Genomic DNA, 19,883 nt, shown 5'->3' on the forward strand with positions numbered 1-19,883 from the left:
AAAGCCAGCGCAATAAAACCTTCTTAATGTGCCGCACTGCCCTTTATATCGCGCAAACGTAAACCACAGATCAGCATCACCGCTACATAGGCAACGCCGCCGGCTAAGCACAGGACTAATAAGTGAAGGGCTCGCTCCCAAACACTCCAGCCCTGCCAGCCGTCGAACCACTGCAAGCCAAAATACAAGCAAGCACTCATCGCCGCCACCGCACACAGCAGCTGCAGATAATAACGCCCCCAACCAGACAGAGGTTTAAATCCAGCGGCGCGGCGCAGACCACGGTACAACAGCCCTGCATTGAGCCACGCCGAGCCGGCGGTGGCGAGGGCCAAACCCGCATGCCCCACCTGCCAATAATGATGCAGAGGAATTACCAAGGCGATATTCATCACCATATTCGCGACCATCGCAATTATGCCTATGCGCACCGGGGTTTTCGTATCTTGGCGAGCATAAAACCCAGGCGCCAATACTTTAATCAGCATAAAGGGAATCAAGCCCAAGGTATAAGCACGCAAACTTAAAGCTGACATTTCCACATCACGCATTTGCAGCTCGCCGTACTGAAACAAAGTAATTAAGATGGGTTCAGCGAGTAACATAAGTGCAACAGCAGCAGGCACCGCCATAAGTAAAACACTACGCAAGCCCCAATCTAACGTTGACGCAAATGCGGCCTCGTTACCACCGGCGCGCTGCCGAGACAAATTAGGCAGCACAACAGTCGCAATCGCAATCGCAAATACGCCCAAGGGCAACTCCACTAATCGGTCAGAATAATACAGCCAAGAAATACTACCGGTGGGTAGAAAGGACGCCAATATCGTATCGAGCAATAAATTAATCTGGCTAACCGACACCCCGAACAAGGCCGGAATCATTAGCGTAACAATCTTTTGCACACCCTCGTTATGCCAGTCCCAGCGTGGCCGAGGCAGCATTTGAATTCGCTGTAAAAATGGCAACTGAAATACCAGCTGCACAGCACCCGCCATCAACACTCCCCACGCCAAGGCCATCGCTGGCTCTGCGAAATAGGACGACATGTAAAGTGCAGAAACAATCAGGCAAACATTCAATAGCACCGGCGTAAAGGCTGGCACCGCATAGCGACCAAAGGTATTTAAAATACCGCCAGCAAAGCCGGTCATTGAAATTAAAAATAGATACGGAAAGGTGATCCGAATCATATCTGAGGTCAGTTGGAACTTGGCCGGATCGTCGCGAAAGCCAGGAGCGAACAAGGTAGCCACGACCGGCGCGGCAATCACAGCCACCGAGGTCACGAGTAACAAGACCCCGCCCAGCGCCCCCGCCGTGCGATCAATCAATAATTTAACCGATTCCTTACTGCCGTTTTCATGGTATTCGGATAGCACCGGCACAAAGGCCTGCGAGAAAGCGCCTTCGGCAAACAAGCGCCGTAAGAAATTAGGAATTTTAAAGGCAACAAAAAAACAGTCGGCATTGCTGCTGGCGCCTAAAAATATGGCGATCACAACATCACGAATGAGACCTAACACTCGTGACAATAGGGTCATCACGCTAACCAATAAGCTAGAACGCAATAAGCCGCGTTGCTTTACCGGCTTTACCACTGCATCACTCACACCAGCCACCGCTGCCGCAGCTCGTCGCGGTGTTGGCGTAGCCACTGCATCGCAATTATGCTGTGCGCATTATTTATTTTGCCAGCGTCAAGCATCGTCATCGCGTCAGCAAAGGAAATAACTTGGGCATGAATATCTTCACCTTCGGCGGCCAAACCGAAATAACCGCCCGCCACGCTCAAGTCGGCACGGCCACAAAATAGATAAAAATATTCATCACTACCGCCCGGCGAAGAATAATACTCGGCAATGGACTCCATCTCGCCAATATCCAAACCCGCCTCTTCTTTTGCTTCACGGCGCGCTACTTCAGCAGGGCTTTCATCGGTGTCGATAATGCCGGCAACCAATTCTAATAACCACGGGCTTTGGGCGCGACTAAGCGCGCCAATCCGAAATTGTTCCACTTTAAGAATGCAGTCGTTAACGGGATCATAGGGTAGTAAGCCCACTGCGGGGCCACGCATAAATAGTTCGCGGCTCAGCCAATTACCCCAGCCACCGCCAAACAGGCGATGACGCAAACGCAGTTCGCGCACCTGAAAAAAACCGCGCCATGCCGCGCGGTCTTCGTCAACTTCTACATCTTTGCGTTCAAAGTCTGCCATTCAAAATATCCGCTGCCCTTGGAGCCACACTAAAAAAACCAAAAACTAAAAGCGCCTTTCGGTATACCAATTCACATCGCGAGCCGCTTTATCAACCTGATCGGCAACGTCCAGTGTCAGTGCGAACAAGGCCATACGAACCAGCACGCCGTTATCCGCTTGGCGGAATATCGCCAAATTAGGATTATCGTTCAGGTCATTATCCAGCTCATTGGCCTCAGTGCGCGAATCACGCGGCAGCGGATGCATAATCACCGTGTTCGGTTCGCAATAGCGGGTATAAATAGCTTGATTCAAGCGGTAGCGACCACGGTATAAATCTGCCTCGGCGGGGCTGGCAAACCGCTCTTCTTGGATACGCGTGGAATAGGCAATATCGACTTTTGAAATACTGCCTTCCATCACATCGGATTCTTGTACGGTGTGACCCGCTTCGCGCAACTGCTCGACAATCGCTTCCGGCATTTTTAATTCATCGGGGGAGATCAGCGTCACCGTCACGTTTTTATACAAGCACAGTAATTTACACAGCGAATGCACGGTACGGCCATATTTCAAATCGCCAATCATCGCTATCCGCAGGCCGTCCAAATCACTGCGACCCTGATGCTGTAATTCTTTACGGATGGTATACAAATCTAACAAGGCTTGGCTGGGGTGTTCGTTAGCACCGTCGCCACCGTTCATCACCGGCACTCGGCTCGCCGCTGCAAACTCGGCCACCGAACCCGACACCGGATGTCGCATTACAATCACGTCGCTATAGCCGCTAAGTACCCGTGCGGTGTCATACAGTGATTCACCCTTAGCAATGGCCGAGGTTTCAAAACCTGTGGTTTCACGCACTTCGCCACCCAGCAAATTAAAGGCGCAACCAAAACTTACCCGCGTTCGGGTAGAGGGTTCAAAAAACATATTGCCGAGAATGGCGCCATCGAGCACCTTAGTCACGCGCTGCCGATGCGCGTAGGGCACCATGCGATCTGCAACCTCAAACACGCGCTCAATATCGTTGCGATCAAACTGACTTATAGAGAGAATATGACTACCGGAAAATTTCACTACTGCCTCTCCGAATAATTAAACCGTCGCCAACACATCTGGGGTGTTCGCGCCTTCATCAAATTGCAGGCTAGCCCAACGAGCATAGAGCGGCGAACTTTGTAAAAGTTCGGTGTGGCTGCCCGTCGCCACCAACTTACCGTGATCTAAGACCGCGATAATATCAACATCTACCACCGTGGCTAAACGGTGGGCAATCACGATAGTGGTACGCCCCTTCATTAATAACTCAAGGGCTTGCTGCACCTGAAACTCGCTCTCCGCATCCAGCGCGCTAGTCGCTTCATCCAATAGCAATAAGGTAGGGTCAGCCAATATCGCACGGGCAATCGCAATACGCTGGCGCTGGCCACCCGATAAACGAATACCACCCTCGCCAACGAAGCTGTCGTAGCCATCTGACAAGCGCTCAATAAATTCATGGGCGTAAGCTGAGCGCGCCGCCGCTTCAATTTCTGCCAGACTCGCACTGGGTTTGCCGTAGCGAATATTATCGGCCACGGTGCCGGTGAACAATACGGGTTGCTGGGGCACCATGGCGATTTGACTGCGAAGATCCTCAAGGCTGAGTTCGCGAATATCAATGCCATCAAAGCGGATTGCGCCGCCCTGCACATCGTAAAAGCGCAGAATTAAATCAACCAAGGTCGACTTGCCCGCGCCGGAGCTGCCGACCAAAGCAACACTACTGCCCGGCGCAATATTCAAATTTAAATTATCAATAGCGCGCTGTTCTGGGCGAGACGGATAGCTAAAGCTCACATTTTCGAACTGCAAATTGCCTTCTGGCTCCGCCGGTAATGGCAATGGCGTTTCTGGCGATGGCACTAAATTCTCAGCGGCCAGCAATTCTAATAATCGCTCAGTCGCTCCCGCCGCACGCTGCAAATCGCCGTAGACTTCAGAGATTGCACCAACAGACGCCGCCACCATCACCGCGTAAAAAATAAATGCCGCTAACTCGCCGCCACTGATTTTACCGGCCAGCACATCTAAACCACCAACCCATAACATGGCCGTTACTGCGCCCAGCACTAGTGTAATCACCACAGTAGAGAGCCATGCGCGCTGCTTTATGCGAACAATCGCGACGGAAAACGCCGACTCTACATGGCCATCAAACACGTTTTTATCTAGCGTCTGATGATTAAAAGCCTGCACCATTTTAATATTTTTAACGGCCTCGCCAACAAAGCTACCCACCCCAGCAATGCGATCTTGACTGGTGCGCGACAGGCTGCGAACGCGGCGCCCAAACACAATAATCGGCACCACCACCAGCGGCACACTCAACATCACCAAACCGGTTAACTTGGGGTTGGTGATAAACAATAAAATTAAACCGCCAATAAACATTAAGAAATTGCGCAGCGCGATAGATACCGACGAGCCAATCACCGTTTGCAGTAAGGTCGTATCCGTGGTGATACGCGACTGAATTTCGCCGCTGAGATTGGTTTCAAAATAACCGGGGTGGAGGTGGACCACATGAGCAAACACCGCTTTACGCAAATCTGCGCTAACCCGTTCGCCAATCCAAGATACTAAATAGAAACGCACAAAGGTGCCTGTCGCCAAAAGCAGGATCATCACCATAAACAGCAGCAATGCCTGATTTAACGCGTCTACCGAAGCATTACTAGAAAAGCCCTGATCGACCAACATCCGCAAACCTTGGCCAATCGACAGGGTGATACCCGCAGTGCAAATCAGAGCAATACTGGCACCAATCATCTGCCAGCGATAAGGTCGCAAAAAGGCCATCATCGCCTTTAATACGCCGACGTTCGTGCTTTTTTCGCGCTCTGAACCGGTATCCGTCATAACTCTCCCCTGCGTAGCCGCGCATTATCGCCTTTATCACCAGCGCGGGAAAGCAACGTTTCAAGGCATTTACTGGCCATAAGGATTAAGGATGCAACTATACGATCAAGGATTCTTTTTCACTGCGGCGTAATTTCTTAATTGCCGCTTCACGCTGGGATGCCACTGAGCGATTTTCTGCCGGTTCGCGATACACAATAGCCTCGGCGGGGTCGCCTCGAAAGAACCGCGCGCCGCGCCCACCCTCGCCACAATGCTCTCTAAAACGGCGCTCTGGATCTGTGCTAATACCGGTATACAGTTTGCCGCTGCGACTGCGCACCATATAAACCCACCACGCCGGACTCACAAACCTTCTTGTTCCAAGGCGTCGGCGTAATCGTTTAACTCACTTAAAATCATTACATCTTTACTTGAGCTTCGCTCACCTGCAAGCTCAACTAAGCGCTGACGAAATTCAGCAAAGCCCAACTGCCCTTGCTCCGGTTCACGTAAGCAGCGGCGGCAGAAGCTGCGCCATTTTTCGCGTTCAGAATCAGATAAACTCATGGGGAAGTTTCGAGCACGATAGCGCCACAACAACTCAGGCAGGCGCGCATCGCTAAAGTGATAACTGTGCATGGCAAGAATGTCTGGCGTCGCACGGCGAACTTCATCCATCATTTTTTTATCATCGCCGCTGAAAAATCCACCGCCGTACAGCATCACATCTGGGTCAGTACTTTCGGCAAATTGGCGCGAGCCAAAGATTTTCTGCAATTTTTCAATCACACCGGGCGCTTTGTGGAGCTGGGCCCAATGGCGGCGACACTGCGCCATATCGATTTGTAAGCGCTGGCTGACCGACTCATCCACCAATTTGGCGGTGGCAATAATAGGAGCGCGATTAATGTGGATTTCCTTTAGGGGAATGCGCTCAGTGCCTTCGGGCAAGTCTGCGGTCGCGCTAAATACTCGCGCCGCAATCTCTTCAGCTGACAATTCGATCAATGGCGTGGGATCAACACTTAGATCGCAAACAATAACGCTGTTTTTATTCTCTGGATGCAATGCCAATGGCATCATCAAAGCCGAACAAAATTTAGCTGCCGGTAAACGACCCGACACATGTAAAACCGGCACCTGCTTAACAACGTCGAGCATGGCGGCAACCGTGCGCTTATCACGTAAACTCAAGGCGTAGTCGAATAGTTTTGGCTGACGCTGTTTTAATAGCTTTGCCAAATCGATAGTCGCATACACATCGGACAAAGCATCGTGGGCAGATTCATGGCTAAGCCCATTGGCCGCACTTAACTCTTCCAACCTAAAACTCGGAGTACCGTCCTCGCGCAAGGGCCACTCAATGCCCTCTGGTCGCAGAGCGCGACACAAGCGTGCAACGTCGATGAGATCCCAGCGCGAGTTACCGTTCTGCCACTCCCGTGCGTAGGGATCATAGAAATTGCGGTATAAGGTGTAGCGAGTCACTTCATCATCAAAGCGAATGCTGTTGTAACCCACTCCGCAGGTACCCGGCTGCGACAATTCAGCGTGTACCGTGGCAATAAACTCAGACTCAGACACGCCCTCTTGCAGAGCTTGCTGAGGCGTAATGCCGGTGATTAAACACGCCTCGGGATGGGGAAGATAATCTGGACTGGGGCGGCTATACACCATTAATGGCTCGCCGATAATATTCAGCTCGGCGTCAGTTCGTACACCGGCGAATTGCACTGGTCGGTCGCGGGCGGGATTCGCACCCCAGGTTTCGTAATCGTGCCAGTAGAAGGTTTGATTGGCCAAAATGTACTCCCCTAGATGCTAAACGGGAGACGGGAGATGCAAACGCCATAGCGTTTACCGTCTCCCATCAAGCGTCTTCAGACTACCTCAATCGCCTGCTCTTCGATTTTAGCCTTCCAAATTTGGGGGCCGATTTTATGAACAGACTCGCCGCGCACGTCAACAGCAACGGTTACCGGCATATCTTCAATGGTAAATTCATAGATTGCTTCCATACCCAATTCTGGGAAACCAACCACTTCAGACTTTTTAATAGCCTGCGCCACCAAATACGCCGCGCCGCCCACTGCCATTAAGTAAGTGGCACCGAACTCTTTAATGGCTTCAATAGCCACATCGCCGCGCTCGGACTTACCAATCATGCCCATTAAACCAGTTTCGGCCAACATAGTGCGGGTAAATTTATCCATCCGAGTTGCTGTAGTTGGGCCGGCGGGGCCAACCACTTCGTCACGCACGGGATCAACAGGGCCAACGTAGTAGATAAAACGACCTTTTAAATCGACGGGCAGCTCTTCACCACGCGCCAGCATATCCACCATTTTCTTGTGGGCAGCATCGCGACCAGTCAGCATTTTCCCGCTTAGTAAAATGGTATCACCGGGCTTCCAAGTGGCCATTTCTTCTTGAGTGACGGTATCTAAATTAACGCGCTTTACATCTTCACCCGCTTCACGGGTTACTTCTGGCCACTCGTCCAATGATGGCGGTGTGAGTGCCGCTGGGCCGCTGCCATCAAGCGTAAAGTGAGCGTGACGAGTCGCCGCGCAGTTTGGAATCATTGCTACGGCTTTGTTCGCCGCATGCGTTGGGAAGTCTTTTACTTTCACGTCTAGAACAGTCGTTAAACCGCCAAGACCCTGCGCGCCAATACCAAGCTTGTTCACTTTGTCGAATAGCTCTAAACGCAGCTCTTCACTGCGGTTACTTGCACCACGCTTCTGTAGATCGTGAATATCAATAGGGTCTAACAAGGCTTCTTTGGCGATAATCATCGCCTTCTCTGCGGTGCCACCAATGCCGATACCCAACATACCCGGTGGACACCAACCAGCGCCCATCGTCGGTACCATTTTCAACACCCAATCCACCACCGAATCAGAGGGGTTCAACATGGCAAATTTCGATTTCGCCTCAGAGCCGCCGCCTTTCGCTGCAACGTGAACTTCTACGGTATCGCCAGGAACGATTTCGTAGTGAATAACCGCTGGGGTATTGTCTTTAGTGTTAGCACGAGCGCCATCTGGGTCGGCCAAAATAGAGGCGCGCAGGACGTTGTCTGGCAAATTGTAAGCGCGACGAACACCTTCGTTAACCATATCAGTCACGCCCATTGTGCCTTCCCACTGCACATTCATGCCCACAGTAAGGAATACGGTCACGATACCGGTATCTTGGCAGATCGGCCGCTTGCCCTCAGCACACATGCGAGAATTAATCAGGATTTGCGCCATCGCGTCTTTGGCAGCGGGGTTTTGCTCGCGCTGGTAGGCTTCATCCATGGCTCGAATAAAATCGACGGGGTGGTAATAAGAAATATATTGCAGCGCGTCGGCCACACTTTGAATAAGGTCATCTTGACGAATTACGGTCATTGGAAGACTCCAGCTAAATGGTTGGCGACAGCGCCCAGAAAGGCGGCAGAGTATACACCAGCAGGAGTGCGGTAGTGTAGCGCAAAGGGCCACACCACCGCTTATCAGACTAAATTAACGGGGCGAAGGACTGCCCGAGTGGTACTGGGTCATGGTCTGACGCATAGATTCTATGTCGCGGTTAACTTGCTTGCGGAAGGCATTTACCGAATCTAACCACTCTTCATTTTGTGCGATACGACGCTCAACATCCTTAACTCGCGCATCCAAACCGCCACCAGACGCCACTTGTTTGCCCATATTAAGGAGTTCTTTACGGTTCACTTCAGACTGCGCAATCACTCTGTCCAATTTACCCGACATTGAAGTAATCGACTCGCGGTCGCTGTTATACGACTTCGAAATTTTACTCAAAAGCTCATCACTGGTTTTAAGCTTCGCCTCTAAGGCCACAACGCGCTTGACCGCCGCATCCATCGCAGATTGCTGCTTGCCTAAAGTGGCCTCGTGCTTGGCTAGCTCGTCCTGCTGCTTTTTCCAAACATTGTCCCACAGCTTACGAACCTCCAGATCCAGCTCTTTTAACTTAACCGAGGTGGTCACAGTGCTTTCGCTAATGCTTTCATCTGCCGATGAAAGGCGCATTTCCAAGGCATCTAAGCGATCCTGGCCTGCCAGTAGCTGCGTCTGGGCCGCAGTTAACTGGTCGTACAAATAGTAAGAAACACCAGAGAGCAGTAAAACCAGCGCCGTCAGCATAAACATGACGAAACCGCCGCTACCGCCTTTAGGTCCGTCTACTTGTTGTGGCGGTGGTGGCGGCGCGCTTTTTTTCGCCGCAGCGGGCCGCACGATATCCTCATCATCTATAGAGAGTGAAATACTTGGTTCCTGTCTGTCCGTGCTCACGGTTATTAACTCACTGTATTCGAAAGAGGTAAAAGAAGCGGCATTATGACACTGGCATGTCGGGGGTTAAAGCACCTGCTGGGTCATTTGAGTCTTATTCACTACCCAAGTTCATATGCTTTGCTATACTTTAGCGGTTTTAGTGTTGCGCATTATGCTCAAACCGCATTAAGCGCGATATTTGAGTACGATAACAACAATAAAAACCTGACAAAACCAACACGCAAAATGAGGGTAATTTAATGGATGCATTTATTTCACCAGATTTGTTACTTCGCTGGTTACACGTCCTGTTCGGCATCACTTGGATAGGCCTACTTTACTATTTCAACTTTGTACAAACAGAATACTTTAAAGAAGCCGAAGCCTCTGCCAAAGCAGATGCAGTGAAAAAATTAGCTCCCAGAGCACTCTGGTGGTTCCGCTGGGGCGCTATGTTCACCTTCCTGACTGGCCTTGGTTTATTGCATTTCACCATGGCTCGCGGCCTGAACGGCTATATTATTATCGGCGCGCTGATGGGTACTTTAATGTTCCTAAACGTGTGGTTGATTATTTGGCCAAACCAAAAAATCGTCTGCGGCATTGTACCGGGTGACGCGGCAAAAGCAGCCCCTAAAGCTGGCTTAGCATCACGCACTAACACTTTATTCTCTGCGCCTATGCTCATCGGCATGTTAGGCTCATTCCACGGCGCTGGCGCGGCGGGTGCAGCGGCAGTAAGTAAAGCAGGCACATCTATCAGCCTAGGCCTGTGGATTTGCATCGGTTTAATTGCGCTGCTCCAGCTTAATGCCATGTTTGGTAAAACTGGCCCAATGACAACGGTGAAAGGCGTTGTGCATTGCAGCATCGCCCTGGCAGTGGCTATGGTTGCCCTACTGCAATTCGTTTAAGAAGATTTTAAACATGAAAAGGGAGCCAAATCGGCTCCCTTTTTCATTTCTATGACCCGTCCTGAATAGAGTTGACACGTTCTAGTCCCTTTCATTGGAGAACGTGATGAATCAACGAGTTAAGAGAACGCAAAAGGATTACACGCTGACTTTTAAACAAACGGTCGTGGATCAAGTTGAGCGTGGCGAGATGACTTATACCCAGGCTCAGAGTCGTTATGGTATTCAAGGCAACTCAACCGTATTAAAGTGGCTTCGTCGATATGGCCATCAGGACTGGGGTTCTGGTGCGTCCAAACCATCTGGATGGAGCCCTAGCATGCCTTCGCCCCTTACACCCGAGCAGCGGATTAAAGAACTTGAAGAGAAGCTCAGGCTTGCTGAGCAAAAAGCCAGATTCTTCGAAGCTGTCGTCGACGTTATGGAGAAAGATTACGGGGTAACGGTAAAAAAGCAGTCCGGCAAGTCCTCACGCAAATACGCGTTGCCGGATTAACGACAAGCAGGGCATGTCAATTTCTGGGAATCAGTCGCCAAGCTTGGTATCAAGCCCAGCAGCGCCAACAAATTCACGACGCTCGCGAACAGCAGGTTGTCGGCTTTGTTAAAGAGATTAGACTCTCTCAGCCTCGGATCGGCACTCGCAAACTCCACTATCTACTGCACAATCAACTAGAGCAGCACTTGCACTTGGGGCGGGATCAGCTGTTCCGGTTGCTCCGTGCTCACCGGCTTCTGGTGCCCAGGCGGCGGGCTTACCACAAGACGACACACAGCCATCATCGCTTCCGTAAGCATCCAAACCTCCTGAAACCAGGGCCAGAACAAGTTATCGCTCGTCGCCCCAATCAGGTTTGGGTGGCCGACATCACCTATCTACCAACTCGCAATGGAATGAGTTATGTCAGCTTGGTCACTGATGCCTACTCGCGAAAAATTGTCGGGCACCATGTTCATGAGAGCTTGCGTAGCGATGATGTAGAACAGGCCTTGCGCGAAGCGCTTCGGCAGCGATCAGGCCGCGAGCCATTAATCCATCATTCGGATCGAGGTGTTCAATACTGTTGTTACAGCTACCAGCGAATACATCAGAAGCATGGTATTCAATGTTCAATGACTGACGGGTATGACTGCTATCAGAATGCGCTGGCATAGCGGGTGAACGGGATATTAAAAACGGAATTCCTATTAGTGCAACCAAGAGATGCGGAGCAAGCCTGTAAGATGGTTAACGAGTCGGTCAAGATTTATAACAGCCAGCGGCCGCACTTGGCGCTAAAATACAAAACGCCCGATGCTGTGCACCGGGCGTTTTGAGGTGAAATAGGTGTCAACCTATTTCAGGACTAGACACTACTTAGCTTAATACTGCCCAGTTCGCAGCAAGACCAAAGTACAGGCTTCTTCTACTTCAATTCCCGCACTTTCCAAGCGCTCAGTCATCTCATCTGACTCGGTACCGGGGTTAAAGATAACGCGGCGTGGCGCCAGACTAATCAGCTGATCAAGGTCGTTTTTCAATAACTCTGGTCGAACGTAAATCGTGGCCGTATCTACTTTTTCACTCACACCTGCAATTGAGGCAAGACACGCCACACCGCTAACTGTTGGATGATATGGATTTACCGGCAAGACCTTATGACCATACTCGGTCAACATTTGTACCGCCTTAAATGAATACCGCTCAGGCTTAGGACTTGCTCCCAAAACTAATACTGTTTCTGTCATTTTCAATCCCCATATGCGCAAAAACCGGGCGACAAGCGCCCGGTTTTCCGATCGTCTTGCTCGATCTATTTGCTGCTTTTACCCATCCAGCGACGCAGAGTAGAAGCTAACTCTTGCGCATTATAGGCCTCTGCATCATCAGGCATAGGGTCTTTACCCATTTTAATTTCTAAAGACGCCTGATAATTGGTGCGCGTAGTCGTTGACGCCACTCCGCCACTCAAGCGCGATGGCGTTTGAGTTACAACCGTATCGCAACTCACTAGACCACAGCGCTGATAAACTGCAGTATGACCACCAAAGTCATTTACACCTGAAATGCTGGTGCTACTGCGGCTTTTACTTTCTGTGTCGCGATTTACCAAATGAAACCAGTTATAGCCGTTCTGCAAGGTTAACTCAGCGGCGCGAAGCATGGCGTAGTCGTTTACGGTTTCTTTGTCAGTACGGCTATTACCAGTAAAGGTGACACGATAGCGATCACTACCCAGCTCCTTTTCAGTATAACCATAAGCACCGCGCTCATCAGCCGGTTGATATGTAGTACCAGTGCTACTGCAGCCAACAACAAGGCCAGATAACATAACGGCAAAAATCCACTGCAAACGCATAATATTCCCCTTAAAAAAACTCTAAATCGTGACGGTTCTATCTAACTGCCGTCACTTACCTTTTACGGGGTTTATCATACGCCTTGGAGCTGAACTGAAGCTGAACGGCAACACAAGACAAGACAAGAAGGCTTAACGAATATCTCGCCAATTATTTTGCATTTCCATATACATAAAGGAAGCCGACCAAGCGATCATCACCAAACCGATCAGGGACTCTAATCCACATAAAAACCGGAGATCACCGACCGGAACAATGTCGCCGAATCCCAATGAGGTGTACACCGTGAATGAAAAATAAGCACAATCGAGCAAACTATCTGAAAAATTGCCTGTTAAGGCTCCGAAACCACCGTCGGCGTTCAGAAGATAATACGCCACCGAAAAAATCCACACCTCAACAGCATGCGCGAATAGCACCGCAATTAATGCGACCAAAACTCGGTAGCGCGGTAACGAAAATCGCGGCAGAAATTTTGATAAGGTAAATAATGTCTCGTAATGTACCAGCACAGCTAGTGATATTACGACGGTGTTAATCACACAAAGAAGAGCAAACATAGCAGCTTAAACCTAGCTTAATTAGGCGACAGCTGCATAGTAGCCCGCGCCACGTCACCTGCCGCGAGTTCTAATTCATCACCAAACGCCATGCCCCGCTCAAGACAGACGTAGTCGCGGTAATACGAGCCAACATCGGCCATTGTACCTGCCAATGTTTCGCCAGGATTCCAGATCACGACTGTGTCGCAAGCTGAACCGTCTATTTTAATTTGACGCGATCCATCAATAATTGCCTGACACCCACCGACGGTTTCATACACACGATCAATTTCACCATCAAATTGCAGACTTTCGTCTTGCACAAAGCGCGCTAAATCCCGGCAATTATCGAGGTATTCTCGCCCCTCAACACCTTCAATTTTTACTGCGCGGACATCGCTCACTGCAAAATAGCTGTGCATGGCAAAGCTTAGTGGCATAGCATAAGCGCCCTCATTTTTTATAACTAATGAAAGGCGTAACGCATCCCCCATCGACACGTTCAACTGAGCTGAAAACGGATAAGGAAACATCTCTAAATCATCGCTACTTGGATTAAACACCAATCGTAAATTTAAGGTTTCGTCATCATCCTGACTCACATCATCTAACGCCCAAAATTGCGTGCGCGCCACACCATGCTTAGGCAGTTCCGGCTGCCGGCGATTTAGCCCAAACCACGGTAAACACAGCGGAATACCACCACGAATCGCGTCACCAGGTTTAAATGTCGCTAAAGGACTAAGCCACAATAGCTCTTGTTTTCCCGTTGGAATAAAAGATAAAAGCTGTGCACCCTGCAAAGAAATGACCGCTCGACACTTTGAAGTAACACACTCTAAAACCGGGTGCTCCGCCGTTGCGGCTAACGCTGAAAAGCCGCCGGAAGGGCTAAAAACTGCCTTTGCAGATCGCAAATAAATATGGGCTTTCTTTAATTCTAATACATCTAAATTAGAGGCCAAATCAACCGTCACCGCAGCAACTCCCGATGTCCATCGTCTATAAAAATATCGTACTTGCGCTATTTTTTCCGCAAGACCAGCATATCCATCGCGCCTTTCTGGAACTGGTAGGCAACAGGCTTTAACTCAGCAACATAATCACGCTCATTAAAATAACGCAGGACACCGGGCAAATGCTGCGACACTCGACCATCTAAACTAAGCAGCGGGTAGATGCGCACTTCTTTGGCGACTCGACTCATTTCAGTAAGTGCCTCGATGTGCTGCGCCGCGTCGATTTGCTCGCTGTACAAAAATAGCAAGTGAGAGCACAACGCTAAGTCGAACTCTCTATCAAAAAAGGGAAGCTCGGGTATGCTAGCTTCGATATACCGCCCCTCATCTAAGCCTTTTTCAAAATCATCAAGAAAACGATTCATTGCCGACATGCGAACAGACCCTAAATGACCAGGATCTTTAAAACTAGTCCAGTAATATTGCTGCGCATTGCGTGCGAGCTCGGCAATCATTCCAGGGTATACGCGCTGAATACGACTACGAATTTCGTCGGCAGAAAATTTATATATAGGGTCAAAAGACATAATGCGGCCACCATTTTGCGTCAGCTCCGCATTAAAGCTTGCCGGGCCGTCACCGCAACCCAATATATGGCCTTCTAGATCTCGCTCTGACAGTGAAAACATACGGCAGTATTCACCGTAAGATCGCCCCCATGGAACAATGGATGACAGCTCCAAAACGTCCTCGCAATATTTATGCAGCATCGTACTCGGCTGCTATTAAATGACTAAACATACTATGTGAGCGGGGCCCGCGCTTATTAGCACTTTTCTACCTGCCGCCGAAGCCTAATAGTCACACAGAGATTCCAAGCGCAAGTATAGTGACCGTCGCGGCAACAGCACAAACAGTTTGCGTCTGGAGCCAGAAATTTACGCGGAACTCGCTAGGTTTTAATTGCGTAATACGTAAAAAGGCGGCTTTTCAGCCGCCTTGTCAAAATTTAACTCCCATCGCTACGGAAACGGGATCCCACCGCCGAGATCCGGTATACCGCCGATGGGTAATCCACCACCGCCATCATCAGCCGGCGCAGCTAAGGAACCTGAAACATCCGCTTCAAAATCTGGCTGCCCGTCACCCTTAACAGCAAATAACGGCAGGCTCAACTTAGCCGCTATATTCACCACGGGTATAGTGACGTCACGTGAGAACGCTTCTAAATACTGGGCATGATAACCGCTTACCCACAAGCCCAACTCGTCACCTTGAACAAGCCGCTCTGCGATCCCTACCATATCAATTTCGAGATGTTCGCCAAGACCGCGAACAGGGGCAACTTGATCATCCAATAAACGCCACTCGCCCCCCGCGCTGCGAATCGCCACACCGGTAAATAATATGGCGTCGCAACCAATACGCAGCGTAGGAATACTGCCCATCGCGCATACGGCATCGTTGATGAGTTGCGGCGTGCTTATAGTAATATCGAGTTGTGGGATACCCGCGATAATCAAACCATTCTCATCTGCCACGCTCAAAACAGGAACTATCGCCACATCTTGACCAGGTAAATGCGCAACTTGCGCAGCAACACCATTCGGTACATTACTTGCACTTAAATTGTTGTACTCGCTAAAACTTACAACGGTATCGTCATTTACTGAACGTCGTGCCTTAAATTTATTTAGCGGAATCATGACGGCGTCATTATCGGCAAGCGATGTGCAAATCTCGTTCTCGCCACTTAAATAATCAGCGGCGGGCAATCCACGCAATTTTTCATCCAGCCAAGCAATCGTGGCATCGCGCTGATCAATCTCGCCGCAGGCAAAATTACCAGCTGGTGCCTGAAAATAAAGGGGTTCTGGCGTCTCACCAATAAAGCCAGAAATGATATGACCACTTTCGTGGGTAAATAGCCTCACCTCATGGCCAGTCTCAGCCGCGCGCTCACTTAAACATTGGAAATTCCACCACGCCTCATTGAAATTAAATAAGGTGTCGCGAATACCTTGGGTAAGCAAAATATCCACCCCCGACTGACTGCTATAGGTATTGCTGCCCGGCGCTTCGTTAAACTCACTAGTAATATTGTTATTCAAATCACTGGCGGCGACGCTGTAAGGCATGGTCGCCTGACCATTCAGGCCACACCAGTAACGTGGGCTGTGATAAGTGAACCAATCTAATGCGTCGCGGGGGAATTCATTGGTCGCTAAGCCGCGCACCAGCGTTTCCAATACAAAAGGATCAAGCCCTCTTGCCAGCGGCGAATCCTGATTTTCAAATCCTGGTGGATAGCTACCTGCCTCTCCGCCAGCCACCAACAACAAAGACCAAGCAGATTTAACGACGTCGCCCTGATTCAGACTGTAGGGTAGGTTATGCCAGGTAATATCGGGAATCATGGCATCTAGGCGCTGCTTTTCGTCAACGCCATGAATCAGCATTTGATAACCGCCACCGTAGCTTGAACCTACAGAACCGGCTAACAGGTTGACTCCACCAGCTACACTCACCGGTGTTTCTGGCCGAGCGGCAAAGTCGCCACTACTTTCATCGCGCCACGCTAAATAATCTAAATTCGCTTCGGCCCAATCTAGAATTTGTAATAAATCCAAGCCCTCAACATCAGGATCCAATACCCTCACCGTGCCACTGCTGTCACCAAAACCGCGCAAATCAATACTGATGACCGGATAGCCACCTGCCACCATGCGACCAATTGCGTTGCCAGTGTATTCGCCACCGGTATCACTAACCCTTGCGCCACCGAAGCCATGGCTGTGCAGCACCAATGGATGCGCACCTTGGCTACGTTGCCCACAGTTAATTGTTGCCGGTTCAAAGACTTCAAAGCTGATATTTTCGCCGCTCGCAGAGGCGATTTTCACCTGATAATGGCGATTAGCCGCTACGTTCGCAAAGCTATCGCCACACGACGCATTGGCTTGAGCTGCAGCACAACCGTTAGCATCGACATTCGCGCCTGCACCAGTATTTGCACACAAATCAGCTTCATTACCTACCCCGTCAGCATCGCTGTCACGATTGTCTTCCGGATCACAGGCATCGCCAACGGTATCCTCATCCAGATCCTGTTGATCTGGATTGGCCAACATTGGGCAGTTATCAAGCGTGTTTATTACACCGTCGCTATCGCTATCCCGATCATCTTGATCGTCGCAGGCGTCACCAAAACCATCTACATCAATATCGTCTTGCCCTGCATTTGCATCAGCGGGGCAGTTATCTATTCCATTCGCAATGCCGTCGTTATCAGCATCGTTATCACAGACGTCGCCCTCACCATCATCATCGACGTCTGCCTGCCCCGGATTAGACACACTAGGGCAATTATCATTGGCATCAAAAATACCATCCATATCGGTATCTAGCGGCTGCTCACCGCCATCACCGCCATCACCGCCATCACCGCCATCACCGCCATCACCGCCATCATTATTATTCACTGGATCACAGGCATCGCCAAGAAGGTCGCCATCCACGTCTGCTTGATCAACATTCGCTGTTACTGGGCAGTTGTCATTACCGTTTAGAGCCCCGTCGTTGTCGGCATCGCTATCGCACGCATCACCAAAACCATCTAAATCAGCGTCTGCCTGCCCCGCATTACTAGCTAATGGACAGTTATCTACGCTATCACTAATGCCATCTGAGTCCGAATCGAGTACTTGATTGCCGCCGCTATTATTTGGCACGCCAGAACCTGAAACAGAGCTGCCACCACAGGCCGATAAAACTGTTGCAACAAAAAGGACAAACAAATAACGACTAAAAGACATATTGAACACCCAATACTTATTTTTATGATCTGGATTACACACAACGACATTCACTAAAGCGCACTAATGCACAATATTAAAACAATATGACATCACTATACATGTTAACAATGACTACACAAGGCAAAACTTAGATACCTTGTTAGATTCAAGTCGACAAATATCACAGGGACAAAATTCAGGCATAAAAAAACCCCGCCGAAGCGGGGTTTCTAGGTAAAGAGAGGTGGGGCTAAATCACATCATTCCGCCCATGCCACCCATACCGCCCATACCACCCATACCGCCGCCCATATCAGGCATACCGCCGGCTTCAGCCTTAGGTGCTTCAGCAATCATGCACTCGGTAGTAATGATCAGACCAGCAACAGAACCTGCCGCTTGCAGTGCAGTACGCGTTACTTTGGCGGGATCAAGAATACCCATTTCCATCATATCGCCGTATTCGCCAGTACCAGCGTTGTAACCGAAGTTACCAGTACCGTTGCGAACTTTATCTAGTACTACAGAAGCTTCGTCGCCAGCGTTAGTCACGATTTGACGCAAAGGCGCTTCAAGTGCGCGCAGTGCTGCATTAATACCCGCAGTTTGATCTAGGTTGTCACCTTCGATTTTGCCAATGTTAGAGATAGCACGAACCAAAGCAACACCACCACCAGGAACCACGCCTTCTTCAACCGCAGCACGGGTTGCGTGCAGCGCGTCTTCAACGCGGGCTTTCTTCTCTTTCATTTCCATTTCGGTCGCTGCGCCAACCTTGATAACCGCAACGCCGCCAGCCAATTTCGCTACGCGTTCTTGCAGTTTTTCACGGTCGTAATCAGAGCTAGTGTTTTCGATCTGAGTACGGATCTCACCAACACGCGCTTGAATAGCAGCTGCTTCACCAGCACCATCAACGATCACGGTGTTTTCTTTGTCCATAGTAACGCGCTTAGCAGTACCAAGGTGTTCAAGAGTTGCTTGCTCAAGATCAAGACCAACCTCTTCAGAGATAACCGTACCGCCAGTCAGAATCGCAAGATCTTGCAACATCGCTTTACGACGATCGCCGAAGCCCGGTGCTTTACAAGCAGCAACTTTAACGATACCGCGCATAGTGTTAACAACCAGTGTTGCCAATGCTTCACCTTCAACGTCTTCTGCAACAATAATCAGCGGACGGCTAGACTTAGCAACTTGCTCAAGCAATGGCAGCAATTCGCGAATATTAGACACTTTCTTGTCAGCCAATAAGATATATGGGCTGTCGTGTTCAACACTCATGTTCTCGGTGTTGTTTACGAAGTAAGGTGACAGGTAACCGCGGTCAAACTGCATACCTTCAACAACGTCTAGCTCATTTTCTAGACCTTGACCTTCTTCAACGGTGATAACACCTTCTTTACCGACTTTTTCCATTGCTTCTGCAATGATGTCACCAATGTTGGCGTCGCTGTTTGCTGAGATAGTACCTACCTGAGCAATTGCTTTAGTGTCCGCACAGGGACTAGCCAGCTTTTTAACTTCTGCAACCGCAGCGGCAATTGCCTTGTCGATACCACGCTTGATATCCATAGGATTCATGCCGGCAGCAACTGATTTTAGGCCTTCGTTCACAATCGCCTGAGCCAATACAGTTGCAGTGGTAGTACCGTCACCGGCATCATCAGAAGCGCGTGACGCCACTTCTTTAACCATTTGTGCGCCCATATTCTCGAGCTTATCTTCTAGCTCGATTTCTTTCGCTACAGACACACCATCTTTAGTGATGGTTGGCGCGCCGTATGACTTCTCAAGTACTACATTACGGCCCTTAGGACCCAGAGTAACTTTAACTGCGTTAGCTAGAATGTTTACACCAGCTACCATGCGCTGACGCGCTTCATTGCCAAATACTACGTCTTTTGCCATGATCTTATAACCCTTTTATTAACTAACTCGTTGATTCAAAAG

The 19,883-nt window shown here is 49.8% G+C and carries 16 protein-coding genes and 1 pseudogene; 2 read left to right on the top strand and 15 right to left on the bottom strand.

Going from position 1 to position 19,883, the window contains the following annotated elements; all coding sequences use genetic code 11:
* Positions 1-23: 23 nt before the first annotated feature.
* From murJ to GVJ32_RS14500, 8 genes are all read right to left on the bottom strand, one after another.
* Positions 24-1,613, bottom strand: a complete 1,590-nt coding sequence (gene murJ / locus GVJ32_RS14465; RefSeq protein WP_159240799.1) for a murein biosynthesis integral membrane protein MurJ — start codon at positions 1,611-1,613, stop codon at positions 24-26.
* A complete protein-coding gene (locus GVJ32_RS14470; protein ID WP_159240800.1) occupies positions 1,610-2,221 on the bottom strand; it encodes an NUDIX domain-containing protein in 612 nt (203 codons plus the stop codon). Before GVJ32_RS14470 ends, murJ begins: the two co-directional genes overlap by 4 nt.
* A gap of 45 nt (positions 2,222-2,266) precedes the next feature.
* The gene (locus GVJ32_RS14475) at positions 2,267-3,283 is read right to left on the bottom strand and encodes an aspartate carbamoyltransferase (RefSeq protein ID WP_159240801.1); all 1,017 of its coding nucleotides are present in this window, start codon (positions 3,281-3,283) and stop codon (positions 2,267-2,269) included.
* Between the two features lie 18 nt (positions 3,284-3,301).
* Positions 3,302-5,107 (bottom strand): ABC transporter transmembrane domain-containing protein, encoded by a 1,806-nt coding sequence (locus tag GVJ32_RS14480; protein WP_159240802.1) that lies wholly within the window; start codon positions 5,105-5,107, stop codon positions 3,302-3,304.
* Positions 5,108-5,204: 97 nt separating this feature from the next.
* Positions 5,205-5,456, bottom strand: a complete 252-nt coding sequence (locus GVJ32_RS14485) for a GIY-YIG nuclease family protein (protein WP_235035160.1) — start codon at positions 5,454-5,456, stop codon at positions 5,205-5,207.
* Positions 5,453-6,892 carry an exodeoxyribonuclease I gene (gene sbcB, locus GVJ32_RS14490; protein ID WP_159240803.1) on the bottom strand — a complete coding sequence of 480 codons (1,440 nt, stop codon included), beginning with the start codon at positions 6,890-6,892 and terminating at the stop codon, positions 5,453-5,455. The genes GVJ32_RS14485 and sbcB overlap by 4 nt, the downstream gene beginning before the upstream one ends.
* A gap of 77 nt (positions 6,893-6,969) precedes the next feature.
* Entirely contained in the window at positions 6,970-8,487 is a 1,518-nt protein-coding gene (locus GVJ32_RS14495; protein WP_159240804.1) for a fumarate hydratase, read from the bottom strand.
* Positions 8,488-8,601: 114 nt separating this feature from the next.
* Positions 8,602-9,396, bottom strand: a complete 795-nt coding sequence (locus GVJ32_RS14500; protein ID WP_159240805.1) for a hypothetical protein — start codon at positions 9,394-9,396, stop codon at positions 8,602-8,604.
* A 242-nt stretch (positions 9,397-9,638) separates the two neighbouring features.
* Here GVJ32_RS14500 and GVJ32_RS14505 point away from each other — a divergent pair, with 242 nt between their 5' ends.
* A complete protein-coding gene (locus tag GVJ32_RS14505; protein ID WP_159240806.1) occupies positions 9,639-10,292 on the top strand; it encodes a urate hydroxylase PuuD in 654 nt (217 codons plus the stop codon).
* A 106-nt stretch (positions 10,293-10,398) separates the two neighbouring features.
* Positions 10,399-11,609 (top strand): annotated as a pseudogene (locus GVJ32_RS14510) (IS3 family transposase).
* 45 nt (positions 11,610-11,654) lie between these two features.
* Here the strand turns inward: GVJ32_RS14510 and GVJ32_RS14515 are convergent.
* From GVJ32_RS14515 to groL, 7 genes are all read right to left on the bottom strand, one after another.
* Positions 11,655-12,020, bottom strand: coding sequence for a CoA-binding protein (locus tag GVJ32_RS14515; protein WP_159240807.1), 366 nt, complete (start codon positions 12,018-12,020; stop codon positions 11,655-11,657).
* Between the two features lie 65 nt (positions 12,021-12,085).
* Positions 12,086-12,631 (bottom strand): CC0125/CC1285 family lipoprotein, encoded by a 546-nt coding sequence (locus GVJ32_RS14520; protein ID WP_159240808.1) that lies wholly within the window; start codon positions 12,629-12,631, stop codon positions 12,086-12,088.
* A gap of 132 nt (positions 12,632-12,763) precedes the next feature.
* Positions 12,764-13,192, bottom strand: a complete 429-nt coding sequence (locus GVJ32_RS14525) for a potassium channel family protein (RefSeq protein WP_159240809.1) — start codon at positions 13,190-13,192, stop codon at positions 12,764-12,766.
* A gap of 17 nt (positions 13,193-13,209) precedes the next feature.
* Positions 13,210-14,151, bottom strand: coding sequence for a D-hexose-6-phosphate mutarotase (locus GVJ32_RS14530; RefSeq protein ID WP_159240810.1), 942 nt, complete (start codon positions 14,149-14,151; stop codon positions 13,210-13,212).
* Positions 14,152-14,198: 47 nt separating this feature from the next.
* Positions 14,199-14,903: a class I SAM-dependent methyltransferase gene (locus GVJ32_RS14535; protein WP_235035161.1), complete on the bottom strand. Its 705-nt coding sequence runs from the start codon at positions 14,901-14,903 to the stop codon at positions 14,199-14,201.
* A 252-nt stretch (positions 14,904-15,155) separates the two neighbouring features.
* Entirely contained in the window at positions 15,156-17,948 is a 2,793-nt protein-coding gene (locus GVJ32_RS14540) for a thrombospondin type 3 repeat-containing protein (protein ID WP_159240811.1), read from the bottom strand.
* Positions 17,949-18,185: 237 nt separating this feature from the next.
* Entirely contained in the window at positions 18,186-19,844 is a 1,659-nt protein-coding gene (groL, locus tag GVJ32_RS14545) for a chaperonin GroEL (protein WP_200841447.1), read from the bottom strand.
* Positions 19,845-19,883 lie beyond the last annotated feature (39 nt).

Source organism: Zhongshania aliphaticivorans, from assembly GCF_902705855.1.
GTDB lineage: Bacteria > Pseudomonadota > Gammaproteobacteria > Pseudomonadales > Spongiibacteraceae > Spongiibacter > Spongiibacter aliphaticivorans_B.

What these genes read in the sequence shown, in the direction of transcription:
- GVJ32_RS14505 (WP_159240806.1), top strand. Translation starts at nt 9,639, where the DNA reads ATGGATGCATTTATTTCACCAGATTTGTTACTTCGCTGGTTACACGTC.
- GVJ32_RS14495 (WP_159240804.1), bottom strand. Translation starts at nt 8,487, where the DNA reads ATGACCGTAATTCGTCAAGATGACCTTATTCAAAGTGTGGCCGACGCG.
- GVJ32_RS14535 (WP_235035161.1), bottom strand. Translation starts at nt 14,903, where the DNA reads ATGCTGCATAAATATTGCGAGGACGTTTTGGAGCTGTCATCCATTGTT.
- GVJ32_RS14470 (WP_159240800.1), bottom strand. Translation starts at nt 2,221, where the DNA reads ATGGCAGACTTTGAACGCAAAGATGTAGAAGTTGACGAAGACCGCGCG.
- GVJ32_RS14540 (WP_159240811.1), bottom strand. Translation starts at nt 17,948, where the DNA reads ATGTCTTTTAGTCGTTATTTGTTTGTCCTTTTTGTTGCAACAGTTTTA.
- GVJ32_RS14480 (WP_159240802.1), bottom strand. Translation starts at nt 5,107, where the DNA reads ATGACGGATACCGGTTCAGAGCGCGAAAAAAGCACGAACGTCGGCGTA.
- GVJ32_RS14515 (WP_159240807.1), bottom strand. Translation starts at nt 12,020, where the DNA reads ATGACAGAAACAGTATTAGTTTTGGGAGCAAGTCCTAAGCCTGAGCGG.
- GVJ32_RS14525 (WP_159240809.1), bottom strand. Translation starts at nt 13,192, where the DNA reads ATGTTTGCTCTTCTTTGTGTGATTAACACCGTCGTAATATCACTAGCT.
- GVJ32_RS14520 (WP_159240808.1), bottom strand. Translation starts at nt 12,631, where the DNA reads ATGCGTTTGCAGTGGATTTTTGCCGTTATGTTATCTGGCCTTGTTGTT.